Source organism: Niveispirillum fermenti (assembly GCF_048066175.1).
GTDB lineage: Bacteria > Pseudomonadota > Alphaproteobacteria > Azospirillales > Azospirillaceae > Niveispirillum > Niveispirillum fermenti.
The window spans coordinates 192,426-216,084 of record NZ_JBLTXA010000008.1 but is presented as its reverse complement, the minus strand read 5'-3'; the positions used below and the strand labels follow the sequence as shown (position 1 = coordinate 216,084).

19 protein-coding genes are annotated in these 23,659 nt (G+C 67.3%); 5 read left to right on the top strand and 14 right to left on the bottom strand.

All coding sequences use genetic code 11. The annotated features are described in order from the left end of the window. Positions 1-93: 93 nt before the first annotated feature. Positions 94-1,563: a MocR-like pyridoxine biosynthesis transcription factor PdxR gene (gene pdxR / locus ACM9LZ_RS11130; protein ID WP_416619517.1), complete on the top strand. Its 1,470-nt coding sequence runs from the start codon at positions 94-96 to the stop codon at positions 1,561-1,563. Between the two features lie 101 nt (positions 1,564-1,664). Next, entirely contained in the window at positions 1,665-2,738 is a 1,074-nt protein-coding gene (locus ACM9LZ_RS11125; RefSeq protein WP_416619515.1) for a PepSY-associated TM helix domain-containing protein, read from the top strand. 307 nt (positions 2,739-3,045) lie between these two features. Here the strand turns inward: ACM9LZ_RS11125 and ACM9LZ_RS11120 are convergent, their stop codons facing one another. From ACM9LZ_RS11120 to ACM9LZ_RS11085, 8 genes are all read right to left on the bottom strand, one after another. Next, a complete protein-coding gene (locus tag ACM9LZ_RS11120) occupies positions 3,046-4,023 on the bottom strand; it encodes an ABC transporter substrate-binding protein (protein WP_416619513.1) in 978 nt (325 codons plus the stop codon). Between the two features lie 90 nt (positions 4,024-4,113). After that, complete coding sequence (locus tag ACM9LZ_RS11115; RefSeq protein ID WP_416619511.1) at positions 4,114-4,470, bottom strand: hypothetical protein; 357 nt, start codon at positions 4,468-4,470, stop codon at positions 4,114-4,116. A gap of 293 nt (positions 4,471-4,763) precedes the next feature. Then, positions 4,764-5,117 carry a hypothetical protein gene (locus ACM9LZ_RS11110; RefSeq protein WP_416619509.1) on the bottom strand — a complete coding sequence of 118 codons (354 nt, stop codon included), beginning with the start codon at positions 5,115-5,117 and terminating at the stop codon, positions 4,764-4,766. A gap of 39 nt (positions 5,118-5,156) precedes the next feature. Next, entirely contained in the window at positions 5,157-5,924 is a 768-nt protein-coding gene (locus ACM9LZ_RS11105) for a methyltransferase domain-containing protein (RefSeq protein ID WP_416619507.1), read from the bottom strand. Between the two features lie 116 nt (positions 5,925-6,040). Next, on the bottom strand, positions 6,041-7,333 hold the full coding sequence (locus tag ACM9LZ_RS11100; protein WP_416619505.1) for an adenylosuccinate synthase: 1,293 nt from the start codon (positions 7,331-7,333) through the stop codon (positions 6,041-6,043). A gap of 75 nt (positions 7,334-7,408) precedes the next feature. Further along, the gene (locus ACM9LZ_RS11095; RefSeq protein WP_416619503.1) at positions 7,409-8,572 is read right to left on the bottom strand and encodes an ATP phosphoribosyltransferase regulatory subunit; all 1,164 of its coding nucleotides are present in this window, start codon (positions 8,570-8,572) and stop codon (positions 7,409-7,411) included. Between the two features lie 176 nt (positions 8,573-8,748). Continuing rightward, positions 8,749-9,738 carry a 2-hydroxyacid dehydrogenase gene (locus tag ACM9LZ_RS11090; protein WP_416619501.1) on the bottom strand — a complete coding sequence of 330 codons (990 nt, stop codon included), beginning with the start codon at positions 9,736-9,738 and terminating at the stop codon, positions 8,749-8,751. 227 nt (positions 9,739-9,965) lie between these two features. Further along, positions 9,966-10,565, bottom strand: coding sequence for an ABC transporter transmembrane domain-containing protein (locus ACM9LZ_RS11085; protein ID WP_416619499.1), 600 nt, complete (start codon positions 10,563-10,565; stop codon positions 9,966-9,968). A gap of 698 nt (positions 10,566-11,263) precedes the next feature. Between ACM9LZ_RS11085 and ACM9LZ_RS11080 the strand changes: the two genes are divergently transcribed. Next, positions 11,264-11,767, top strand: a complete 504-nt coding sequence (locus tag ACM9LZ_RS11080) for an HlyD family efflux transporter periplasmic adaptor subunit (RefSeq protein WP_416619497.1) — start codon at positions 11,264-11,266, stop codon at positions 11,765-11,767. Between the two features lie 18 nt (positions 11,768-11,785). Here ACM9LZ_RS11080 and ACM9LZ_RS11075 read toward each other — a convergent pair whose 3' ends face one another. Continuing rightward, positions 11,786-12,739 carry an alpha/beta hydrolase fold domain-containing protein gene (locus ACM9LZ_RS11075; protein ID WP_416619495.1) on the bottom strand — a complete coding sequence of 318 codons (954 nt, stop codon included), beginning with the start codon at positions 12,737-12,739 and terminating at the stop codon, positions 11,786-11,788. Positions 12,740-13,108: 369 nt separating this feature from the next. Between ACM9LZ_RS11075 and ACM9LZ_RS11070 the strand changes: the two genes are divergently transcribed. Both ACM9LZ_RS11070 and ACM9LZ_RS11065 read left to right on the top strand, forming a co-directional pair. Beyond that, the gene (locus ACM9LZ_RS11070) at positions 13,109-15,283 is read left to right on the top strand and encodes a TonB-dependent siderophore receptor (protein ID WP_416619493.1); all 2,175 of its coding nucleotides are present in this window, start codon (positions 13,109-13,111) and stop codon (positions 15,281-15,283) included. A gap of 73 nt (positions 15,284-15,356) precedes the next feature. Next, positions 15,357-17,120 (top strand): amidohydrolase, encoded by a 1,764-nt coding sequence (locus tag ACM9LZ_RS11065; protein ID WP_416619491.1) that lies wholly within the window; start codon positions 15,357-15,359, stop codon positions 17,118-17,120. Positions 17,121-17,256: 136 nt separating this feature from the next. Here the strand turns inward: ACM9LZ_RS11065 and ACM9LZ_RS11060 are convergent, their stop codons facing one another. The 5 genes from ACM9LZ_RS11060 to ACM9LZ_RS11040 are packed head-to-tail and all read right to left on the bottom strand — an operon-like array spanning position 17,257 to position 23,573. Next, positions 17,257-18,147, bottom strand: a complete 891-nt coding sequence (locus ACM9LZ_RS11060; RefSeq protein WP_416619489.1) for an alpha/beta hydrolase — start codon at positions 18,145-18,147, stop codon at positions 17,257-17,259. A 54-nt stretch (positions 18,148-18,201) separates the two neighbouring features. Then, entirely contained in the window at positions 18,202-19,581 is a 1,380-nt protein-coding gene (locus tag ACM9LZ_RS11055) for an amidase family protein (protein ID WP_416619487.1), read from the bottom strand. Continuing rightward, positions 19,578-20,864, bottom strand: coding sequence for a purine-cytosine permease family protein (locus tag ACM9LZ_RS11050; RefSeq protein WP_416619485.1), 1,287 nt, complete (start codon positions 20,862-20,864; stop codon positions 19,578-19,580). Before ACM9LZ_RS11050 ends, ACM9LZ_RS11055 begins: the two co-directional genes overlap by 4 nt. Continuing rightward, positions 20,861-21,967, bottom strand: coding sequence for a DUF917 domain-containing protein (locus ACM9LZ_RS11045; protein WP_416619483.1), 1,107 nt, complete (start codon positions 21,965-21,967; stop codon positions 20,861-20,863). Before ACM9LZ_RS11045 ends, ACM9LZ_RS11050 begins: the two co-directional genes overlap by 4 nt. Next, positions 21,957-23,573, bottom strand: coding sequence for a hydantoinase/oxoprolinase N-terminal domain-containing protein (locus ACM9LZ_RS11040; protein WP_416619481.1), 1,617 nt, complete (start codon positions 23,571-23,573; stop codon positions 21,957-21,959). The genes ACM9LZ_RS11045 and ACM9LZ_RS11040 overlap by 11 nt, the downstream gene beginning before the upstream one ends. Between the last annotated feature and the right edge of the window lie 86 nt (positions 23,574-23,659).

The window sequence follows — 23,659 nt, the reverse complement described above, 5'->3', positions numbered from 1 at the left end:
ATCAGACCCTGTGGTTTACCCGTCGCCATCCCTTGATGCTGTGCCGGCACTGGACCATAAGAAACCGCCAAGATCATGAATTCGAGGGGTCCAATGGTACGCACCTGGCAGGTCGGCCTCAGCGAACGGATCGATGCCTCGCGCCCGGCCCCGCTCTACATGCAGATCATCCAGGCCGTGATCCATGATGTGGAAAGCGGCCGCCTGACCTCCGGCACCTACCTGCCCAGCAGCCGGGAACTGGCCCGGATGCTGGGCGTCAACCGCAAGACCGTCGTCCTGGCCTATGAGGATCTGATTGCGCAGGGGTGGCTGTCCACCACGGCCACGCGCGGCACCATGGTGTCCGCCACCCTGCCGGAACAGGGCGCCGGCCGGCGGGGTGGTGCGGGTGGTGCGGGTGGTGCCATCAGGCCGGCGGCCCCGGGCTATCGGTTCAACCGGCCGCCCGACCGGCCATTGGCCCTGCCTGCCGGGCGGGGATTGAAGCTGGATGAGGGCGCGCCCGATGGACGGCTGTTCCCGCCGGAACTGCTGGCCCGCGCCTATCGCACCGCCACGCACCGGGTTTCCCGCAGCAACGGCCTGCAGTATCGCGATCCGCGCGGCACGCCGGAACTGCGCGATGCCATCGCCGGCATGCTGAAGGCCCAGCGTGGCCTGCCCGTGGGCAGGGAGAATATCTGCATCACGCGCGGCAGCCAGAACGGCATCTTCCTGGCGGCCATGGCGCTGCTGCGGCCCGGCGACGCCGTGATCATGGAGGCCTTGACCTACGAACCCGCCATGGCGGCGTTCCAGGCCCTGGGTGCGCGCATCGTGCCCGTCGGCCTGGACGAGGGGGGAATGGATGTGGATGCCGTGGAGGAGGCGTGCCGCCGTCATCCCGTGCGCGCCGTTTTCGTAACACCGCACCACCAGTTCCCGACCACCGTCGCGCTGCGGCCGGACCGGCGCCTGCGGCTGGTGGAAATGGCGCGCCAGTACGGTTTTGCCCTGATCGAGGATGATTATGACCACGAATTCCATTTCCAGTCGCAACCCCTGTTGCCCATCGCAGCCTATGCGCCGGAACAGGTCATCCATGTCGGTTCGCTGTCCAAGCTGCTGCTGCCGGCGCTGCGCATCGGCTATGTCGCGGCACCGGCGCCCATGATCGACGCACTGGCCCACATGATCTCGCTCAGTGACGGCATGGGAAACGGGGTGACGGAGAATGCCGTCGCCACCCTGATCGCCGACGGGGAACTGCGACGCCATGCCCGCAAGGCGCGGCAGGTCTATGCCGGCCGGCGGGAAGGCTTCGCCCGGGAACTGCGCAGGGTGCTGGGCGACCGCGTCGATTTCCGCATTCCCGACGGCGGGCTGGCCTTCTGGCTGCGATTCCCGGGGGACATGGACAGGATGGAGGAGCGGGCCGCCGCCGCCGGCCTGCGCTTCGCCCCGTCGCGCTCCTTCATGGCGTCCGCCGATGCGCCGCGCGGCCTGCGCGTCGGCTTCGCCTCCCTGGATGATGAGGAAGCCCGGATCGCCATCGCGGGGCTGGGCCAGGCCGCGGGTTGAGGTTTGGCTCCCTCCATTTGGCACAAACTGGAGGTTCCAGGGACCGGGCGGACACGGGACGTTCGTAACGGCAGGGGAAGCAGGCCCCGGGGGAAAAGATCATGACCAAATCGACGGGCCGGCGCGGCCTGCTCATCCGGCTGCATCGCTGGCTGGGGCTGGGGGCGGCACTGTTCTGGCTGGTGCAGGCCGTCACGGGTACCCTTCTCAGCTTCCATTTCGAACTCGACGATGCGCTGGTCTCCACGCAAACCCGACCGACCGACCTGGATGCGATCGGGCATCGCCTGGATCAGTTGGGAACGGCGGGGCCGGGGGCCGGCGTGACCTGGATCTGGACCACGGCGGGTCTGCCCGACCGCTATGTCGTCGCCTACCGCGACGAAGCCGGCGCGGCACGGCGGGCGCGGATCGATGGCGCCGGTGCCGTGCTGCGCGACCGCGCGGCGGGTGAGCACAGCTTCCTGGAACTGATGCGCGCCGTCCATATCGACCTGCTGGCGGGTCGCGTCGGGCACTGGATACTGGCCGGCTCGGGCATGCTGCTGGTCACCAACCTGGTCTTCGGCCTGGTGGTCGCCTGGCCGCGCCGCGGGGGCTGGCGGCAGGCGCTGCTGCCGCGCGGGGCCGGCGGACGCACGGCCCGCCTCTATGGGCTGCATCGTGCGGTGGGGCTTTGGGTGGCGGTGCCGGCCCTGTTCCTGGCCGTGACCGGCACCCTGCTGCTGTTCGAGCATGAAATGCGCCACCTGCTGGATGTGGAGGATGTGGCCCTGCCCCCCAACCCGCCGGCGGGGACCCGCCCCGTGGGATTGGCCACCGCGGTCCGGGCCGGCACATCGGCCATTCCCGGCAGCCGCTTCGTGGGCACCACGCTGCCCAGCACCACCGATGCCAGCTATTACATGTGGGTCCGCGCCCCCGGCGAACTGTATCGCGGCGGGTACGGCCGCAGCCTGGTCGTGATCGACGCCAACGATGCCGGCATCCGCGGCACCTACCCCATCCACGACGCCCCACCGGCCGACATCCTGGTTTCCGCCCTGTATCCCCTGCACACGGGCGAGGCCGGCGGCACCCCCGGCCGCGCTCTGGGCCTGCTGACAGGCATCGGACTGCTCGTCGCAACGATCTACGGCCTGCAACTCTGGCTCCGCCGCCGGTCACGACGCTGAGGCGGGAAGAGGCGCCGTACCGGACAGGTTGGCGTCGCCAGTGTGGCGACGCCAACCCCTTGATAAAATTGGTGGGCCCAGAGAGTCGCCCCCCAGCCAGACCGTTGTGAGCGGCATTTGTTGAAATTTTGGACGAACGGCAGCGAACGCGCAAGAACGCCAGAAACCTTAATAACTTCAGATATATATGTGACTTGTCAGCCAACCACGATCTTCGACGGACATCAGCACAGAACGCCGTTCAAAATCAGCATTGCACTTACGGCAGGCTCGGGCCGTTGCCCTTGGGGGAGTGTTTCCACCCGCGTCAGGGTGCCGGCTGGGTGATGAAACGGAAATCCACCCCCTGACGCCAGTCCAGCCCGGCCGGATAAACGCCCAGATCGATCATCTGCCGCGCGAAACGGTCCCAGCGATCGGCCGACATCGTGCCGATGCCATGGGTCAGCGCGTCACCGCTTTCCACCAGCCCATAATCACGCATGCGCGCCCGTGCATAGGCCAGCGTCTCGTCATCCATTTCCGGATTGTCGCGCTTGATCAGGGCGTCGGCAGCAGCGGGGTCGCCATGCAGATATTGCTTCCAGCCCTCAACCGACGCCTCCACAAAGGCGCGGACCGCATCGGGTTTGCGCTCCATCAGGTCCCGGCGGACCATGATGGTGGCGGCATAGGACAGATAGCCGTCATCGGCCAGCAGGAACACCTTGGGCCGGATGCCCGCCTTTTCGGCGGTATGGGGCTCGGACGTGGCATAGCCCTGTTGGATCGCCTGCCGGTTGACCAGGAAGGGGGCGATGTTGAAGGTGTATTTGCGGATCTGCGCATCCTCGAACCCGTAGCGGGACTTCAGGTAGCGCCAGATGGTATGCACCGTCGGATCGCCGATGGCGATGGGCTTGCCCTTCATGTCGGCCAGGCTGTTCACGTCATCCCGGTCGTGGCTCATCAGGATCACGGGATCCTTCTGGAAGAGGGCGGCCACCGTCACGACGGGCGCCCCCGCCTCCACCAGATTGAGCGTGAAGAAACCGCTGGAGCCCATGGCGGCATCGATGGCGCCGGCCGCCAGCAATTGCTGCGGGTCCATGCCGACACCGCCCTGGCGCAGCACGACATCCAGCCCGCGCGCCTTGTAAAGGCCGGCCGCCATGGCCTGATAGAAGCCGCCATGTTCCGCCTGGGCCCGCCAGTCCGTGGCGAAGACGATGCGTTCCTGCGCCGCAGCCGGCAGGGCCAGAAACAACAGGGCCAGGCAGAGCAGGCCGAAACGGCGATGGGACATCTTGCCTCCGGTCAGCGGAATACCTGTCCCTTTGTAAGGGAGGGGGCGCGCCCTGCCAAGCCGCCTGCCGTGTCATCCGGGGCGGCCCCTTCAGGAGGTGGCCGCCCCGTCCCCCACCACGCGCATCCGCCAATGCATCGGGGCGGCGGGAAGCTCGGGCATGGGTGTGGGGCGCGGCGCCATGCGGCGGAAACGGGTTTCCTGCTGGTCGGCCGGCCGGTCCACGATGCGCAGCACCGACGACCCCACCTCCCCACAACCCTGGCAGACGAAACGGCGGCTGAATTCGGCCACGGGCCAGCCATGGCCATGGCGGCGGACCAGCAGGTCCGATCGCCAGCGGCTTTCCTCCCCGCAGCACACACAATGCATGTCGAAATCATGGCCCTTGAAATTGGCGCAGCCCACGCTGCCCACCAGGGCGCTATGCCGGATCGCCGGTCGCATATGCCTGCCTCCTTGGCCGATGGCGGCACGCCGGCCGCCCTTTCTCCATCCTCTGTTCCTTTTCTATAATGTTCTTGTTTTGTTCTCAAGCAGAAAATGGACGGGACATGCCGGGGCATCGGCCCCGGCCGTCGAGCAACAGGGCCCGTCATATCAGATATCGGCAATCGCAACGGACCATCGACCCCGTTGCCGGCGCCGCCACCCGGCAGCTTGGCGACGCGGCATGTGCCGCGCGGCGGCAATCGCCGCCGAACCAGCACCCGCCAGGTCCAACTCACCGGGTGCCGGTATCAATCCTTCTGGCAGGTGGCCTTGTCATCGTTCAGGGCACGGCAGACCAGGCCCTTGCTGGTCTTGAACGACCCGTCCGGATTGCGGCGGATGGAGATCTTGTTGGAAAACTGCACCCAGCCGGCGCTGCCCCAATGGGAGCGGATGCCATTGGTGAAGGTCAATGTGCCGTCGGGGAATTTCACCACACCGATATCGTTCTTGAAGGTGATGCGGTCATGGTCCAGATGGGCCACCTGCCCATTGGTACACAAGACCATCTCCTCCGTCCCGTCCTGCCGCGTGCAGACCAGCGGGTCGCCATTGGCCAGCACCATGGCAAAGATGGTCACTTCCAGCACATTCAACGCCATTCCCGCACCCGGATCGAAGGTGAGCCCCGCGCCATTATCCTAAATCCGCGCGACGATGAAAAGCCGCCGGAAGGGGAAGAGCGTCCGGCCATCCCCTTCGGCCGGATAGGCCAGGCGTAGACGGTTGGCATAGGCCTCGCGGAAGGCGGCGGCCTGATCGGCGGGCAGCCGGGCCATGACCGGCAGCAGGGCCGTGCCGGCGGTCCATTCCAGCACGGGATCGGCGCCTTCCAGCACATGCAGATAGTCGCTGGACCAGATATCCACACTGCCGCAATGGGGCCGCAGCAAGCGCCAGTAATCGGCGGGCGACAGCAGCGCATGATGATGATCCATCGCCGTGCGCAGGGCCGGCGCCCAGGGGCCATCGGCCGCCGTTTCCCGCAACAGAAGGTGGGAGGGGGCGTCGAAATTATCCGGCATCTGCACGGCCAGCACCCCACCGTCGGTCAGACATCCGGCCAGGCAGGGGAACAGCACATCATGGCCGGGCAGCCATTGCAGGGCGGCGTTGGAGAAGATCAGGTCCTGCGGCGCGTCCGGCACCCACGTCGCGATATCCCCCTGCCGCCACCGCACGCGCGAGGCGATGGCGGCCGCCCGGGCCAGCATGGCGGGATCGCTGTCCAGCCCCGTGACGGCCGCGTCGGGGAACCGGTCGGCGAGTTGCCGTGTCAGATAACCCGTGCCGCAACCCAGATCCGTGACCATCCCGGGCCGCAGGGGCGGCAGTGCCGCCAGCAGGTCCCGCCCCGGCCGCTCACGCGGGGCACGGAAACGCTCATACTGGCTCGGGTTCCATTGCATGGGCATTTCCCTCCACGCCGGACGGGACGACGGCGCAAGCCAGTCTGGCACGAGGATGCCCCTGCCGGAAACGACAACGCCGCCCTTTTGGGGCGGCGTTGCAGGAAAAGCGGTGATCAATCCTCGAACGGGTCCTTCATCAGGATCGTGTCGTCACGCTCCGGACTGGTGGAAAGCAATGTCACGGGCGCCTCGATCAGTTCCTCGATACGGCGCACATACTTGATGGCGGCGGCCGGAAGCTGGCCCCAGGACCGCGCGCCCTGGGTGCTTTCGCTCCAGCCCTCGAACGTCTCATAGACCGGTTCCACCTGCGCCTGGGCCGTCTGGCCGGCGGGCAGGTGCTGGATCACCTCGCCGTTCAGCTTGTAGCCCGTGCAGACCTTCAGTTCATCGAACCCGTCCAGCACATCCAGCTTGGTCAGCGCGATGCCGGTGATGCCACCCGTGCGGATGGCCTGGCGCACCATGACGGCGTCGAACCAGCCGCAGCGGCGCTTGCGGCCCGTGACGGTACCGAACTCATGCCCGCGCTCGCCGATCCGGTCGCCGGTCGCGTCATGCAGTTCCGTGGGGAACGGGCCGGAGCCAACGCGGGTCGTATAGGCCTTGGTGATGCCCAGCACATAGCCGACCGAACCCGGCCCCATGCCCGACCCGGCGGCAGCATTGCCCGCCACCGTGTTGGAGGAGGTGACGAACGGATAGGTGCCGTGATCCACGTCCAGCATGGCCCCCTGCGCGCCCTCGAACAGGATGCGCTTGCCCTGGCGGCGCGCCTCGTCCAGGCGCTTCCACACGACGGCGGCATAGGGCAGCAGGCGCGGCGCGATCTCGCGCAACTGGGCCAGCACCTCGTCCTGGTGCAGTTCGGGCGCACCCAGGCCGCGCAGCAGGGCGTTGTGGTGGAACAGCAACTGTTCCACCTTGCTTTCCAGCACGGCCTCGTCCGCCAGGTCGCAGACGCGGATGGCGCGGCGGGCCACCTTGTCCTCATAGGCGGGGCCGATGCCACGGCCCGTCGTGCCGATCTTGTTGACGCCGCGCGCTTCCTCGCGCGCCTTGTCGACGGCGCTGTGCAGCGGCAGGATCAGGGCGCAGTTCTCGGCCACCAGCAGGGTGTCGGGCGTGATCTCCACCCCCTTGCCGCGGATGCTGTCGATCTCCTTCAGCAGGGCCCAGGGATCGACGACGACGCCATTGCCGATGACCGACAGCTTGCCCGGACGCACCACGCCCGACGGCAGCAGCGACAGCTTGTAGACCACGCCGTTGATCACCAGCGTGTGGCCGGCATTGTGGCCACCCTGGAAGCGCACCACGACATCGGCGCGGCTGGACAGCCAGTCGACGATCTTGCCCTTGCCCTCGTCGCCCCACTGGGAACCGACGACCGCCACATTGGCCATGATATTCCTCGCTTCTAGCAGAATTAAGGGGGGCGGCCCGCAAAGGCGCCACCCCGACAGGTTTCAATCCGGATGTCAGACGGGCACGGGCCCGTCCGGGGTCAGCAGATGCGAACAGCCCAGGCGCCGCGCCTCGCCGACGGGGTCGTCGGTGGCATCCATGGCGGCCACCGTGTACCAGCCCTGGGCGCGCAAGGCCTGCGCCTCGGCATAATCGGTGCCCGGCGGCAGCAGAACGCGCCGGGCGGGACGCGGACCCGGCAGGGCGCGCAGCACCGTGTCGGTGTAAAGGGTGAAGCCCGTCGCGGGCTCCCCCACCGGATCGGCGCCGCCCGTGCGGTAACGGCCGCCGCGCCCCAGTTCGCCCCGCACCCCGCGGGCGAAGATCGTGAAGCTGACGCCGGTCTGATACTCAAAACCCCGCATTTCCACGGGATCGATGGTGACGGACAGGCCGGGCGCCGCCTTTTCGATCAGGCGGACGACATCGGTCAGTTCGGCGCGCGCCTTGCGCGCCACGGCCGGCAGATCGATGGCGGCCAGCCGCTGCACGGCCGCCGGGGCGGGGCCGCTGGCCTCCAGGATCGCCAGGAACAGCGGTGCGTGGGGTCCCATGGCGTCGGCCACGGCCTTGGCATCGCGGTGGTCGAGTGCGGCGCGCAGGCGGGCGTAATCCTCTTCCGTCAGGGAGAGGGCCTGCGCCACGGCCGGCACCAGCGTCGGCACGGTCAGGTCGATCGAAATGCCCTTGGCCCCGACGCTGCCCAGCGCACTGGCCGCCAGCAGGATGATCTCGGCATCCGCCTCGGCCCGGTCGGGACCGATCAGTTCGACGCCGACCTGGCCGAACTGGCGTTCCTGGCGCAGGCCCGTGCCCTTCACGCGCAGCACCTGGCCGGCATAGGACAGGCGCAGCGGGCGGGGCGCCTTGCGCAGCCGGGTGGTGGCGATGCGGGCCACCTGCGGCGTCATGTCGGACCGCACGCCCATCATGCGCTGGGACACCGGATCCATGATGCGGAAGGTCTGGTTGGCCAGCGTCGCGGCGGAACCGGACAGCAGCCCCTCCTCGAACTCCACCAGCGGCGGTTTCACCCGTTCATAGCCGTGGCGATGGAATTCCTTCAGCAGCCGGCCGACGACCTGCGCCTCATGTTCCGCATCGGGCGGAAGCAGGTCACGCAATCCGGTCGGCAGCAACGCCTTGGCCGCCAGGGCCTTGGTGGGCTTATCGCTCATGGGGCAGAACCGATGTCGCTCAAGATGCACGAAGGGCCGGGGGCTGGTCCCCCACACCGGTAACCGGTCTTAGCCCAGGCCCGCCCGTCACGCAAACGCAAAGGCGGCGGCCGGCAAGCGCGGCTGCCTTGCGCGAAGACGGGGGAGACCCGGCCGGCGCCGGCGGGGAACCGGCGTCAGAACATCATTTCCAGCACGCGGTCGCGCGGCTGGTGGCCATCCACAAAGGTCTTGATATTGACGATGACCTTCTCGCCCATGTCGATGCGGCCTTCCAGCGTGGCGGAGCCCATGTGCGGCAGCAGCACGACATTGTCCAGTTTCAGCAGCTTGGGATCGACATTGGGCTCGTCCTCGTACACATCCAGGCCGGCGCCGCCGATCTCCCGCCGCTGAAGCATGCGGGCCAGGGTCGCCTCGTCCACCACCTGGCCGCGGCTGATATTGACCAGGATGGCCGTCGGCTTCAGCAGGGCAAGGCGGCGGGCGTTCAACAGGTGGTAGGTGGCGGGCGTGCGCGGACAGGTGATGGCCACGATATCCATGCGCGCCAGCATCTGGTCCAGGCTTTCCCAATAGGCGGCATCCAGTTCGGCTTCCACCTCCGGATGCACGGGCTTGCGGTTGTGGTAATGGATGGACAGGCCGAAGGCGCGGGCACGCCGCGCCAGCGCCTGGCCGATGCGGCCCATGCCGATGATGCCCAGCCGCTTGCCCGCCATGCGCGCACCCAGCATCACGGTCGGGGCCCAGCCCGTCCACTGGCCGGACCGGACCAGCCGTTCCCCTTCCGACAGGCGCCGCGCCGTGGCCAGGATCAGGGCCATGGTCATGTCGGCCGTATCCTCCGTCAGCACGCCCGGCGTGTTGGTGACGATGATGCCCCTGGCCCGCGCCACGCGCAGGTCGATATGGTCGACGCCATTGCCGAAATTGGCGATCAGCTTCAATTGCGGCCCCGCCTGGTTCAGCAGCGCCTCGTCGATCGTGTCGGTGACGGTGGGAACCAGCACATCGGCGGTCTTCACCGCCTCCTCCAGTTCCGCGCGCGCCATGGGATGGTCGTCCAGGTTGAGGCGCGTGTTGAACAGCTCCATCATCCGGGTCTCGATGGCGTCGGGCAGCTTGCGCGTCACGATGACCAGGGGTTTCCTGCGTTCAGCCATCTCCACCATCCTCCCATGGATTGTCATGGCCTGTAGCAGTAGCAAGGCCCATGGCGCATTGTCCATCCCGCGCGGCCGGCATGACGGCTGACCTCATCGCGCCCGACCTGATCGGGTCCGGTCGCCGACCGTGAAAGGCTTCCCCCTTCCCCGCAATCTCTCATGCGACAGGCACGGAATCCTGCTGTCCGGAGGCTTGGCGGGGGAGAGGTTCGTCCCGCATGGCTTCATTGACGCCCCCGTCCACCACGATAAAGACGCGCGTCGCCCCGGCGATGGCGGCGGGGCGGTGGGCGACCACGATGCGGGTGACAGGCAGGTGGCGCACCACCTCCATCACGGCATGTTCCGCCTGTGCGTCCAGGTTGGCCGTCCCCTCGTCCAGGAACAGGATCGACGGCCGGCGATAAAGCGCGCGCGCCCAGCCACAGGACCAGCAGGGCTTCGGCCAGGTTGAACAGGCCGTTGGCCGTGCCGCCGAACAGGCCAAATCTCTGTGAGCGCAGGCTGTTATTGATGCTGTCGGCCCAGGCGTTCTGCCAGAGGGAATGGCGTTCGGCCTCCCGGCCGAACAGCTTGAAGGCGCGGGCGCCGCGAACCGTCTCCAGGAAGATCGAATTCTCCTTGGCAGCCAATTGTATGCCCTCATCCGTCAGCCGCCGCTGATAGGGGTAGGAAAGCGCGCGCACGCCGAAATAGAGGACAAGGCCGACCAGGACGATGGCCGTCAGGACCGGTGCATAGACCAGCATCACGGCAAGGGTCGCTATCGCCATCACCCCGTCCAGCACGACGGCGATCAATCCACCCGTGAAATGTTTCGACACCTCCGCCCAGAAAAGGCGCCGCTTGCCGATGGCGGGGTCGTTGATATTTATTTATTTTTTATATAATCTCCTATCTCTTATACCAACTTTCGATTAGTAGAACTCATCGCAAGTTGGTCCGGCGGCGACTGCCACAGCACCGCTCGTGCGGCGCAGCCAAGCCAACGAATGTTGGCGCCGGCAATTGAGGGCGGTGACCAGAACCTATAGGTTCTGGTCACCGCAAAATAGTATTATTACAACAAGATCGGTGAAGGTTGTGATAAAAATAAATAGAAAGGCGAAAGGTGTAGCAATATTCCTCAGTCCCGCATTCTCTCCATTCATAAATGATATGGTTAGATCATCTAATGAAGGATTCTTAATTGGAGCAATTTCTATGATTCTTGCAAATCTTGGTTTTATGTTTTTAATCGCGCTATTTTTGGGCTTTTTAAAAATCAACAAAGATGCAAATGAAAAATAAAGGATTTCTAACATTATCACAAAAAAGGCGATCTTCCGCCAGGAAGCCATTGATCATCGTCGCCAGCGTCTCTATGGCGAAGTGGTGATCAGCCAGCCGGTGCGCCATGTCGTTCTGACGGTGGCGCTGGCGGTTACCGCCATGGCGGGTCTGGCCTGGCTTACCGTCGGCAGCTACGCCCGGACGTAGATGGTGCCGGGGTACCTGGCCCCCATCGGCGGGCTGGCGCAATTTGCGCCGTACGCTGGCCGAGCTTGAACTGGCCCAGGGCTATGTGCTGGTCGCCCCGGTCGCCGGACGGGTGGCCGCGCTGCAGGCCGAGACGGGACAGGCCGCCGCCCCCGAGGTGCCCCTGGTTGCCATCGTGCCGGAAGATGCGGGCATGGAGGTGCAGTTGCTGCTGCCGTCGCGCGCTTCCGGGCTGGTGGAGGTGGGGCAGGCGGTGCGCCTGCGCATCGATGCCTTTCCCTTCCAGCGCTTCGGATCGGTGAATGGCACGGTAGCCCAGGTCGGCCGCGCAACCTATCGCCCCGGCGATCTGCTGACCCCCATCGTCTTCGCCGAAGCCGTCTACCGCGTCACCGTGATGCCGGAACGCCTGTCGGTCAGTGCCTATGGCGAGGAAAGGCGGCTTCAGGCCGGCATGACATTGTCGGCCGATATCGTGGTGGATCGCCGCCGCTTCATCGATGTGCTGCTCGACCCGCTGCGCGCCATCCGGGGGCCGGCAGCCTGAACACCCCGCGCAACAGCCTCAGCCGACCCGGCCGGCGATGAAGCCGGCGCCGTCGGCAATGGCGCGGCGGGCCAGGGGGGAAATGGACATGGCTTCCAGGAAACTATGGACTGCACCGGGATAGACCCGGCATTCCACGGCGACGCCGGCCTGTATCAGCCGTTCATGCATGGCCAGGCTGTCGGCCGCCACAAGGTCCAGTTCGGCCACGACGAGGAAAACCGGCGGGAACCCGCGCAGGTCGGCCAGCAGGGGGCAGGCCTGGGGGTTGGCCTCGTCCGCGGCGTCGCGCAGGTAATTGGCCCAATAGCCCCGCGCCTCCTCCCGGTTCAGGATGGCCCCCGGCCCGCCGAAACGCGCCTCCGCCGCGTCGGAGATGATGTTCGTGAAGCCGCCATAGTTGGACAGGATGGCCTTCACCAGATCCGGTTCCCCCCGGTCCCGCAGGCGCAGGCAGGTGGCGAAGGAAAGGTTCCCGCCGGCTGAATCGCCCCCCATGGCCAGCCGCGCCGGGTCGATCCCCCATTGCCCGGCATTGTCCTTCAGCCACAGCATCAGCGCCTCGATCCGGTCCAGCGCCGTCGGGAACTTCGCTTCCGGCGCCAGAGGGTAATCGACCCCGATCACGGCAAAGCCGCCCTGGGCCGCATATTCGCGCATCAGCCGGTCATGCGTGTCGATGCTGAATAGGGTGAACCCCCCGCCATGCACATAGACCAGGGCCGGCAGCGCGCCGCCCCCCGCCACAGGCCGGTACACCCTGATCCGCAATTCCCCGGCACCGGGATCGAAGGTGCGTTCCAGCGTCTCCGCCATCACCGGCCCGCCGACGGTCCAGGGGGCCCGCACCTGTTCGGCCGCGATCCGCTGGTCCGGGAAATCCATGCTCTCCAGCGGCGGGAACCGCTGCCAATCCTCCCGCATCCGCAGGATGAAGCGGTGAATGTCGGGATCGATGCCATCCATGGCCATGGTGTCTTCCACCCTTGCAAGCGCAGGCCGGACGGGACCGATCCCGAACGGTCTAATCACCGGCCAGCCTGTGCCCCACCCGTCCCGCCCTGCAACAGGATGGATGGGTAAGTGCTTGGTCAGGCGGGTAAATGCCGGCCGTGCCGCCGGCCCGGAAGCCCCATGGGCGGCCCCACCCGGCGCGCCCGTCCCCAGCCTTACCCGTCTTTACCCGCCTTTACCCTGAAAAGCCCATCCCTCCGAAGCGGGGTTGCGCCAAGCTGAATGCACCGCGACAGATGCACGAACGATGGTTCGTCAATGATCGCCACGCAATTCAAAAATCAATGGCACCGGGAAAGCACAACGGGGAAGGTAAGGGGAATTACAATGGTATCGATGCTTAACGAACCCAACACTCTATTCTCGAAGAAGGCGGCCCTGCGCCGCGGGTTTTTCTGCACCCTGTCGGCTGGCTGCCTGCTGGCCGCCACCGGCGGTGCGCTGGCCCAGGAAGGCAGCGGCACGGACCTGGAAGAGATCGTGGTGACGGCCGACCGCGCCATCGTCGGCACGAAGACCAATGCCGCCCTGATCGAGACGCCGCAGGCGATCAGCGTCATCACCGACCAGGAATTCCGGGACCGCACCGCGGTCGACCTGCAGGACATCTACCGCTACAGCGCCGGCGTTTCCGGAGCCCCCAGCGTCGATTCCCGCGGCGACTTCGTCACGGCGCGCGGCTTCGACGCGGCGCAGTACCTGGACGGGCTGAAGCGCATGCCCGATTTCATCTATGGCGCGCGGCTGGAAACCTACACGCTGGAACGCGCCGAGGTACTGCGCGGACCGTCATCCGTGCTGTATGGCGCGGGGGGGCCGGGCGGCATTCTGAACGGCGCCAGCAAGATGCCGAAATTCCAGACCGGCGGTGAGGTCGGGATCGTGCTGGGCACCGACAAGCGCAAGCAGATCCAGGGCGATGTCACGGGCGCCCTGTCCGACACGGTGGCCGCCCGCCTGGTGGCGGTGGGGCGCGACGGTGAATCCCAGTGGGGCACGCCCGATGACCGCCTGCTGATCAATCCGTCGCTGACCTGGGAGGCCACGCCGGACACCGAGGTGACGCTGATCGGCCTTTACCAGGACGACAAGCAGGGGTCGCTGGGCTATGTGCCCCTGTCGAAATCACTGCTGGCCCCCAACCGGAACGAGCGGATTGCCTTCAATTTCTACCAGGGTGAACCCGGCTTCGGCGGCATGGACACGCAGTACACGTCGGGCAGCCTGCTGCTGACCCACCGTTTCGCCCCCAGCATCGTGTTCAGCAGCCGCACCCGCTATTCCCACATGGATACCGATTACCGGGAGGTCTACAGCGACCTGTCCGACGGCGGCTATGCCGTCTATGTCAGCCCGTTCGCGGACGCGGAGGAAACGCTGCTGCGCCGCGAATTCTATGTGAACCGGGAAAAGAGCAAGGTGCTGAACACCGACAACAACCTGTCGGTCGGGTTCACCACGGGGCCGCTGAAGCATAATGTCCTGTTCGGCGTCGATTATACCTGGTTCGACCAGAGCAAGGATGAAGGCTTCTCCTGCAGCGGCTGGCTGGAGGCGCCCTGCTTCGCCGGCGGCAGCCCGCCGCCCATCAACATCTACAACCCGCAATATGGCGCGCCGTTCGATTTCGGCTACACCAATTTCCTGGAATATAAAAGCACGCAGCTCGGCGTCTATGTCCAGGACCAGATCAGCTATGACGACCGGGTGCATGTGCTGCTGGGCCTGCGCCGCGACCGCGCCACCTCCGAACGCAACGGGGTGCGGGAGCTGAAGCAGAATGCCTGGTCCTTCCGCGGCGGCATCATCGCCGAGCTGGTGGCCGGCATCTCCCCCTATTTCAGCTATTCGGAATCCTTCCTGCCCGTGCCGGGCGGCGACTTCGCCGGCAATTCCTTCAGCCCGCGCACGGCCCGGCAGTATGAAGGCGGCGCCAAATGGGAACCGATGCGGGGCGCCCTGCTGACCGTGGCCTATTTCGACATCAAGGAAAGCAACTACGTCTCCCAGGACCCGAACAATATCCAGAACTTCATCCAGGGCGGGTCCGTCGGGTCCAAGGGCGTGGAGGTGGAAGCCACCATCCGCCTGCCGGGTGATTTCGACTTCGCCGCCGCCTACAGCTACACCGACGCGGAGGTCCTGACCTCCAGCCAGACCCTGACCGCCGGGGACCGGATCATCGACATCCCGAAGGAAATGGCCTCCCTCTGGGGAAGCAAGACCTTCCAGGTGGGAGCCGACTGGACCCTGCGGGCCGGTGCCGGCGTGCGCCATATCGGCAACAAGATCGACACTTCGCAAAGCTTCCTGACGCCGTCGGTGACGCTGGTGGATGCCATGGTGTCGGCCAGCTATGGTGACTGGTCGGCCTCGGTCAATGCCAGCAACCTGTTCGACAAGAAATATTACGCCACCTGCGGCCTGTCCTCCCCGCCGGAGGGCTATTGCGTCGCCGCCAAGGATCGCACGATCCTGGCGTCGGTGACCCGCAAGTTCTGATCATCGGGCGGCCGGTGCGGATGGTGGCCCCAGTCGCCATCCGCATCGGTCGCCACGGGAGGGAGAGCCCCTGATGTCTTCACGTTCACGCCGCCTCATCCCGGCGCTGGCCCTGCTGCTGGGAACCACCGGCCTCGTTTCCTGTGGCGGGGAGGGCGGGACAGCCGGCGACAAGGCCCCGGCCGCCGCCCTGCTGCTGACCAATGCCCGTGTCTATACGGTGGAGGCGGCGCAGCCCTGGGCGGAAGCCGTGGCCGTGGACGGGGGCCGCATCCTGGCGGTCGGTTCCGCCGCCGAGCTTGCCCGATACAAGGGTGACGCCACGCGGGTGGTGGACCTGGGCGGGCGGCTGGTGATGCCATCCTTCGGCGATGCGCATGTGCATCCGGTGTTCGGCGGCCTGTCCTATTCCCGCTGCTCCCTGCATGCCGGGCGCACGGTGGAGGATTACCAGCGGATCATCAGGGGCTGCATCGACAGCCATCCCGGTGACGATGCGGTGTTCGGCGTGGGGTGGCAGGACGCGCTGTTCCCGCCCAACGGCATCCCGCGCAAGGAGGTGCTGGACGCGCTGTCCAGCGACCGGGCGCTGATCTTCTCCAATGTCGGGGGACACAGCTACTGGGTCAATTCCAGGGCGCTGGCACTGGCCGGCATCACCCGCGACACGCCCGACCCCGAGAACGGCACCATCGACCGCGACCCGGCGACGGGGGAGCCGGTCGGCGGCCTGCAGGAAAGCGCCATGGCGCTGGTGGAAAAGCTGGTGCCCAAGCCCACGCAGGAGGAGCTGGAGCAATCCATCCTCTATACCTCCCGGCTGTTCAACAGCCTGGGCATCACCAACTGGCACGACGCGCTGGTGGATGTGGCCGCCGACGGGTCCAGCGAGGTGGTGGAGGCCTATGGCGCCGTCAAGCAGCGGGGAGAACTGACCAACCATGTCGCCCTTGCCCTGAAATGGGACAATGGCCAGGGACTGGAGCAGATCCCGGCCCTGCGCACGGCGGCCGGCCGGGCCGAAACGCTGGGTTTCCGCGCCCGCGCCGTGAAATTCTTCGCCGATGGCGTCATCCCCCAGCATACCGCGGCCATGATCGAGCCCTATGCCGACGATCCCCATAATCACGGCACCCTGCAGATCGCGCCGGACATGTTCAAGGCGGCGGTCACGCAACTGGCGGCCGATGGCGTGCAGCCCTATGTCCATGCCATCGGCGACATGGCGACCCGGGCGGCACTGGATGCGTTCGAGGCCGCCAAGGCACAGAACGGCACGCTCTACCGCCCGGTGATCACGCATATGAACGTGGTGGACCCGGCCGACCAGCCGCGTTTCGGGTCGCTGGGCGTCATCGCGCAGTTCCAGGCCACCTGGTCCAGCAACTATCCCTATATGGATCTGACCAAGCAGGTCATCGGGCCGGAACGGTCGCAATGGATCTATCCGGCCAACAGCCTGCTGAAGGGCGGGGCCGTCATCGCCTATGGCGCCGACTGGCCCGTGGCCACGGCCGATCCGCTGGCCGGCCTTCAGGTGGCCGTCACGCGCGTGAATTACGAGGATACGACCTCGCCCCCGCTGCTGCCGGATGAGGCGATCAGCCTGGAACAGGCGGTGAAGGCCCATACGATCAACGTCGCCTATGCCAACAGCATGGAGGATGTCACCGGCTCGCTGGCCCGGGGCAAGAGCGCGGACCTGATCGTGCTGGATACCGATATCTTCAAGGTCGATCCCCTGCGCATATCGGATGCCAAGGTCCTGCTGACCCTGTTCGAAGGCAAGCCCGTGCATGGGACCCTGGAGCAGTTCGGGGACGAGGCGGCCCCCTGACGGGCCGCCGGGATGGGCGCCTGCACCGGTGCCGAAAAGAAGAAGGCCGGAACGGGCACCCCCCGTTCCGGCCTTCTTCTTTCCCTCACAATTTCCTGCGAGAACCCGGCCCCGCAAGAACCCGGCCGGCGGCCCCTCAAGGCCATTGCATGGCGGCGCGCAGGGCGGTGGTGACCGATCGGCTGGGCACGGTGATATGGGTTTCGCCGTCCAGCACCATATGGCTGCTGCGCAGCCCCAGCGCCGATAACGGCTCCAGCCGTTTCCCAAGGGCGATGCTGTCGGTCAGACTGACCGGCGTCTCCTCCCGCTCTCCCGCCAGGATCAGGAGCCGGCTGCCGCTTGCCAGCGCCGGCTCCTTTTCCAGCCGGGCACGGAAGGCCCGTTCCTCCGCCAGGATGGCCTGATCGTCCCACCAGATGGACGGGCTGGCCGCGATGATCGTATGGAAGGCACCGGGCCGGGAATAGAGCACATGCAGGGCGAACAGCCCGCCCAGGGAATGGCCGTAGAGCGACTGGCGCAGCGGGTTCACGCCATAGCGCCGGGCGATTTCCGGCCGTACCCGGTCCATCAGGAACGACAGGAAACGGTCCCGTCCGCCGGACGGATGGTCCTTGTACAGCGCCTTCAGCACGGGATGGGCGATGGGTGCGGTGAAATCACCCATGCGCCGCGGATCATAGGGCAGATCGTTGGGATAGCCGATGGCCACCACGATCATCTTGTCCAGCCCCTGGCTGTACACGCCCTGGATGCGCCGCGCCTCCGCGAAGCCGGCGAACATGGCGTTGCCATCCAGCACGTACAGCACGGGATAGCCGCCCTCCGGCACCTCCCCCGCGGGGCGGGAGACATAGATCCGGTAGGTCTGGCCATGGGCCGCAGGCATGTCCCAGACCTCGGTATCCGGCATGACATAGGGGGTGGCGACCGGGGCGGCGTCCTGTGCCAGCACCGGCAGGACCGGTGCGGCCAGAACACCCGCCCCCAGCAGAAGCAGCGGTCCCAGGATGGCGTTCTTCATGACGGCAATCTCCCCCTCTTGTTCACCCCGGCCGGTCCCAGGCTGGTTTCCCTGTCAGGCCAGGGGCGGGCGGCGATGGGCCCAGGGCCGCGCCTCCTCCAGCGCCGCGCCCAGGGCCAGCAGCAGGTCGTCACCGCCATGGCGGGTCCAGAACATGGCCCCCGCCGGCAGGCCGCCCTCCCCTTCGAACAGCGGCAGGGACAGGCCCGGATAGCCGGCCATGTTCTGAAGCTGCGTGTGGTTCACATGCCGGAAATGGTCGCGCCACAATTCATCGAACGCCCGGTCGGGCGCCAGCACGCCCAGCGACGGGGCCGTGCTGGCCGCCACAGGGCTCAGCACCAGGTCGAACCGTTCCCAGAAGGTGGCCAGGTGCAGGTCGATGCGCCCGATGGCCGACAGGGCGGCGGCCAGGTCGTCGGGCGTCACGGCCTGGCGCCGGTCGGCCAGCCCCAGGGTCCAGGGTTCCAGCACCGCGTCCGCCGCCGCCCCCAGCCGGGACCGGGTCAGGTCCACGACCTCTCCCGCCCCATAGCTCCACAGGATATCGAAGGCGCGGTTCAGCGCCCCCAGGTCCAGCGGCAATTCCCGCGGCTCCACCGCATGGCCCAGGTCGGCGCACAGGGTGGCCGTCCGGCCGATCATCTCCACGATGTCCGGCGCCGGCAATTGCCCGTCCAGCCCCTGCAGGCTCACCGCGATGCGCAGGGGCCGGCCGGGCGCGGCCGGGCCGGGCGGCTGGCTGCGCAGGGCGCGGGCGGCCCAGGCCGTGTCGCGCATGGACCGGCCATAAAGCCCGTCGGAGGCCAGCAGGTCGTCGATCAGGCTGACGGCGCGGGCCCGCAGGTTCCAGTTGCGGCTGGGTTTGAACCCGATGATGCCGCAATGCGACGCCGGGATGCGGATGGACCCGCCCCCGTCGCTGCCCGTGGCCAGTGGCACCATGCAGGCCGCCACCGCCGCGGCCGCCCCGCTGCTGGACCCGCCCGCCCCATGTTCAAGGTTCCAGGGGTTGCGCGTCGGACCATAGAGCAGCGCCTCGCCGGAGCCGATCAGGCCGAATTCCGGCATGGTCGACAGGCCGCAGGGCACCAGCCCCAGCGCATCCATCCGCCGGGCGAACGGGTATTTCCGGCGCCCCACCGTGCCCTGCCGGCTGCGCGAACCCGACAGCCAGGGAAAGCCCGGATATTCCATCGAGGCCTTCAGCAGATAGGGCACACCGGCCATGGGGGCCGACCGGTCCAGCCCGGCCAAGGCCGCATGCGCCTGTGCCGCCGCGACATGGGCGACGGCGTTCAGCGCCGGGTTCAGCGCGTCGATCCGCGCCAGGGCCGCATCGAGCAGAGCGGTGGGCGGCACGTCCCCGCGCCGGACCAGATCGGCCTGCCCGTGGGCATCCAGGGCGCAGATGGCATCGATATCGCCGCTCATATTCTTCCCCGGAAGCGCAGAACGATCAGATAGGCGCCGGCCGCCAGCAGCGTGGCGTCCAGCGCCGGCACGGTGGTCAGGGTGAGGCCGGCGGCCATGGCCGGCATGGTGATGGCCAGCGATCCCAGCCAGACGGCGATGGCTTCCCAGCGGACCGGTGGCACCGCCGCTGCTGACCCCGCCGCTGTGCCGGCCGCTGCCCGGTCGCGGAAGACCAGGAAGCCGTCGATCACATAGATGGCGGCGATGGGCGGAATGATCAGGCCCAGCGTGACCAGGAAGGGGATGAAACTGTCGATGATGCCCATCAGGGCGAAGGCGCAGCCCACCGCCCCGCCGCCCAGGATGATATGGACCTGCCGCAGACGGGGAAAGGTCGCCGCCAGGGACAGGCCCGCCGAGTAGAGGTTCAGCGCGTTGATGGTCCAGACCGACAGCAGCAGCATGAGCAGGGCCGGCACGCCCAGCCCCATGCCGACGACGATCTGCATGATGTCCGTCTGGCCCGTGGACAGCGCGATCAGGGCGGAGACGACCATCAGAACGGGCGCCGCGAAGGGAAAGGACAGCACCATGCCCGCCAGCGCCCCCCGTTCTGTACGGATGAAACGCGACAGGTCCGGCATGGCGGCCACGGTCAGCATATTGCCGCCGACCAGGGCGGACAGGGCGATGCCGAAGCTCATGGCCACGGGCGGATCAGCCACGGGGGCCAGATCCACCGGCCCCGTCCCCAGCGCCTTGACGCAGACCACCAGCAGGATCACGCCCACCAGCGGCACGGCCACCATGGCCAGCCGGTCCAGCGTTCGGAAACCGAAGATGGTGGAAATGGTGATCAGCACGCTGCCGATGATGACAAAGGTGCTGAAATTGCCGGGAATGCCGAAGCCCTGCGACGCGGCGGCCACCATGGCGCTGCCGAAGAAGGAGACATTCACCCCGAACCAGCAGAAATGCACGATGGCGATGACGATATTGACCAGCGCCGCCCCCCGCACCCCGAAGGAGCGCTGGACCAGCATGTAGGTGGTCAGCCGCGTGCGCACGCTGATGATGGATGTCAGGCAGGCGCCCGCACACAGGATCAGCCCGGCCGCCAGGGCCGCCGTCACCGCCTGGGAGAAGCCCAGCGCCATGCCCGTCTGCGCCCCGTTCAGGAACCCGGGCAGGGCGAAGGTGAAGCTGGCGATGATCAGCGCCACCCGCCATCCCGGCACCGTCAGGTGTTCGGGCAGGGGACCGCTGGCAAAACCTTCGCTGCCGCTGTTGCTGTGGCTCATGCACCCTCGCCCTGGTTCAGGATCTCGATCGGCGTGAAATCGGGCCCCAGCCCGAAGGCGGCCGGTCCCACCAGGGACAGCGCCGCCGGTTCGCGTAGCATGGACGGGGCCGATGCCGCGATCACCTTGACCCGCTGGCCGTATTTCAGCCGCTCCGTCGTGATCGTGTCGGCCGTCTCCCGGTCCATGATGGTGATCAGGTCGGGCACCATGGCCCGGACGCGGCCATCCTGACGGGCCACCAGATTCTCGTTCTGGAACAGCACCTCCATCCGGCTCCCGCCATCGCCGAACCCGTCGATGGTGACCCGCCCGACGGAGAAGCCGCCGCGCGTCTCGCGCTCCAGGTCGGTGATCTTGCCGTCGAACAGGGTCAGGCAATGGGGATAGAGGCCCGAGTCCCCCAAAGCCGCGGCCAGGGCCTGGAACGGGTCACGCCGTTCGGTCCGGGCCGTGCGGATGGCCTTGCCGATGGCGATGGCCGTGCTGACGCTGCCGGGAATGGAATGCTGCCGGGCCTGCGCGCCGGTCAGCGGATATTCCACCATATGCGCGATGCCGCCCAGCGCCACCGACAGGCCGCGGGCCACGCGCTCATGCGTCAGGTTGTTGTCCGTCTCGATGACCGCCAGCGAGCCGCAGGCCGCTGTCAGCACCGACGGACAGGCCGACAGGCCGCGGATGTTGAAGATCACCATCTGGGATTCCGGGAAAGCGCGGCCCATCCCGTCGCAATCCACGACCGGCACGCCCAGTTCGGCCGCCGCCACGAAGGGCGCCAGCCCGTTGCCGCCGCCGATCTCCACGGGCAGCACGGCATCGATCCTGCGGCCCATCAACGCTTCCAGGCGCCGCAGGCCGGCCACGGTCTCCCCGCCATTGGGCAGCTTTTCCACCGACACGGTGGGCGCGCCGATCCAGCCGCAGGGAGCGACCAGCGCATCGTCGGCAAGATCGGCCGGCGCGATCAGGTCGAAGCCGCCGCAGCGCGCGATGGCCGCCTCGGCCAGCAGCAGCCCGTAATAGGGATCGCCGCCGCCGCCCGAACCCAGAAAGGCGGCGCCACGGGCGAGATCGGCCAGGGCCGCGCGATCAATGCGCATGCTGTACCTCCGTGAAGCGGGGGGCCGGGGTGCCGCCGGCCAGATCGCCGACCGCCTTGATGCGCACCTGGGCCGACCGGCCCGGCAGATAGCTGAGGAACACTTCTTCCATATCCACGATCTCGACTGTCTCGGCCTCCCCGCCGGCCGTCACGACGCGGGCCACGGCCTCCTCACGCAGGCGGGCCAGGGCCGTTTCGCGCGGGATGGCCGCGTAATCCACGACCTGTTCGATCTGTGCCCCGATCTGGGCGATGGCGGCCCCCACGGCATTGGCCACGTCGGCATGGGGCGGGCGGATCACCCTGGCCGCCCCTTTCAGGTCATCGTCCACCAGGAAATGCCCGCCCCCCACAGCGATGATGGTGGCATCGCCGCGTGCCGTCTTCATGCGGTCCACCCCGTCGGCCAGCATGGACTGGATACGGGTCCAGACAGCGTCCCGCACGGCGGGGGCGAGCGCGGGGATGCGCGCGGCATCGCCGAAGGCCGCCCTGCCCGTGGAAACGGCGATGTCGCTGGCCGTCAGGGTCGTGCCGCCGAACAGACAGCCTTCCTGCGTGATGCGATAGCCCACCGAATCCGGCCCGACACGCAGGTCCGTCCCGGCCAGGGTGTCGGCCCGGTACAGGCCGGGGTCCAGATGGATGCGCGTGCCGCCGCCCAGGCCGATGGCCAGGATGTCGGGCATGCGGAAATTGGTGCGCACCCCGCCGATATCGACGGCGATGGAGCTTTCACGGGGAAAGCCGTTGGCCAGCACGCCGATATCGCAGGTCGTGCCGCCGACATCCATGACGATCCCGTCATCCACCCCCGTCAGGAACGCAGCCCCCCGCATGCTGTTGGTGGGGCCGGACCCGATCGTCATGACGGGGTAGCGCGCGGCATGCGCGGCGGAAATCAGCGTGCCGTCATTCTGCGAGATGTAAAGCGGGGCATCCAGGCCCAGTTCCCGCAGCGCCCGCTGGAAGGAGGCGATGACATGGCGGGCCAGGCTGGTCAGGGCGGCGTTCAGGATCACGCCGTTTTCCCGCTCGATCAGGCCCAGCCGGCCGATGGCATGCGACAGGCTGATCGCGGCCTGCGGATATTCATCGCGCAGGATGGCGGCGGCCCGTTCCTCCATGGCGGGGTTGATGGGGGCGAAGGCGCTGCTGACCGCGATGCTGGCGATACCGCGCTGGCGGCAGGCGCGGGCGGCGGCGCGCACCTTGTCCTCGTCGAAGGGGGCGATCTCGCGGCCATCCACCTCGTACCCGCCGGGCAGCAGGAAGATGGCATCCCCCACCTGCCCGGCCAGCGCCTCCGGCCAGCCGGTCAGCGGCGGCAGCGCCTCGCCCGACGGGCTGGCCAGCCGGATGATGCCCACCTTGTCCAGGTGCGCGCGTTCCACCAGGGCGTTGGTGAAATGGGTGGTCCCGATCATCACCGACGTGACGATGGCGGGCGGCAACCGCGCCTCGGCCAGAACCCGCGTGATCGCCGCGGCGACACCGGAGCTGACATCCGCCGTCGTGGGCTGCTTGGTCGAGGCAACAACCCGCATGCCGTCGATCAGGACCGCATCCGTGTTTGTTCCGCCCACATCGACACCAATGCGCACTCCTCAACCCTCCAGATCACCTTCACATGCACTGGATTAGAGGGAAGGCACCCCCGGCGCGGCAATTTGTAAAACGGGTGTAGGCG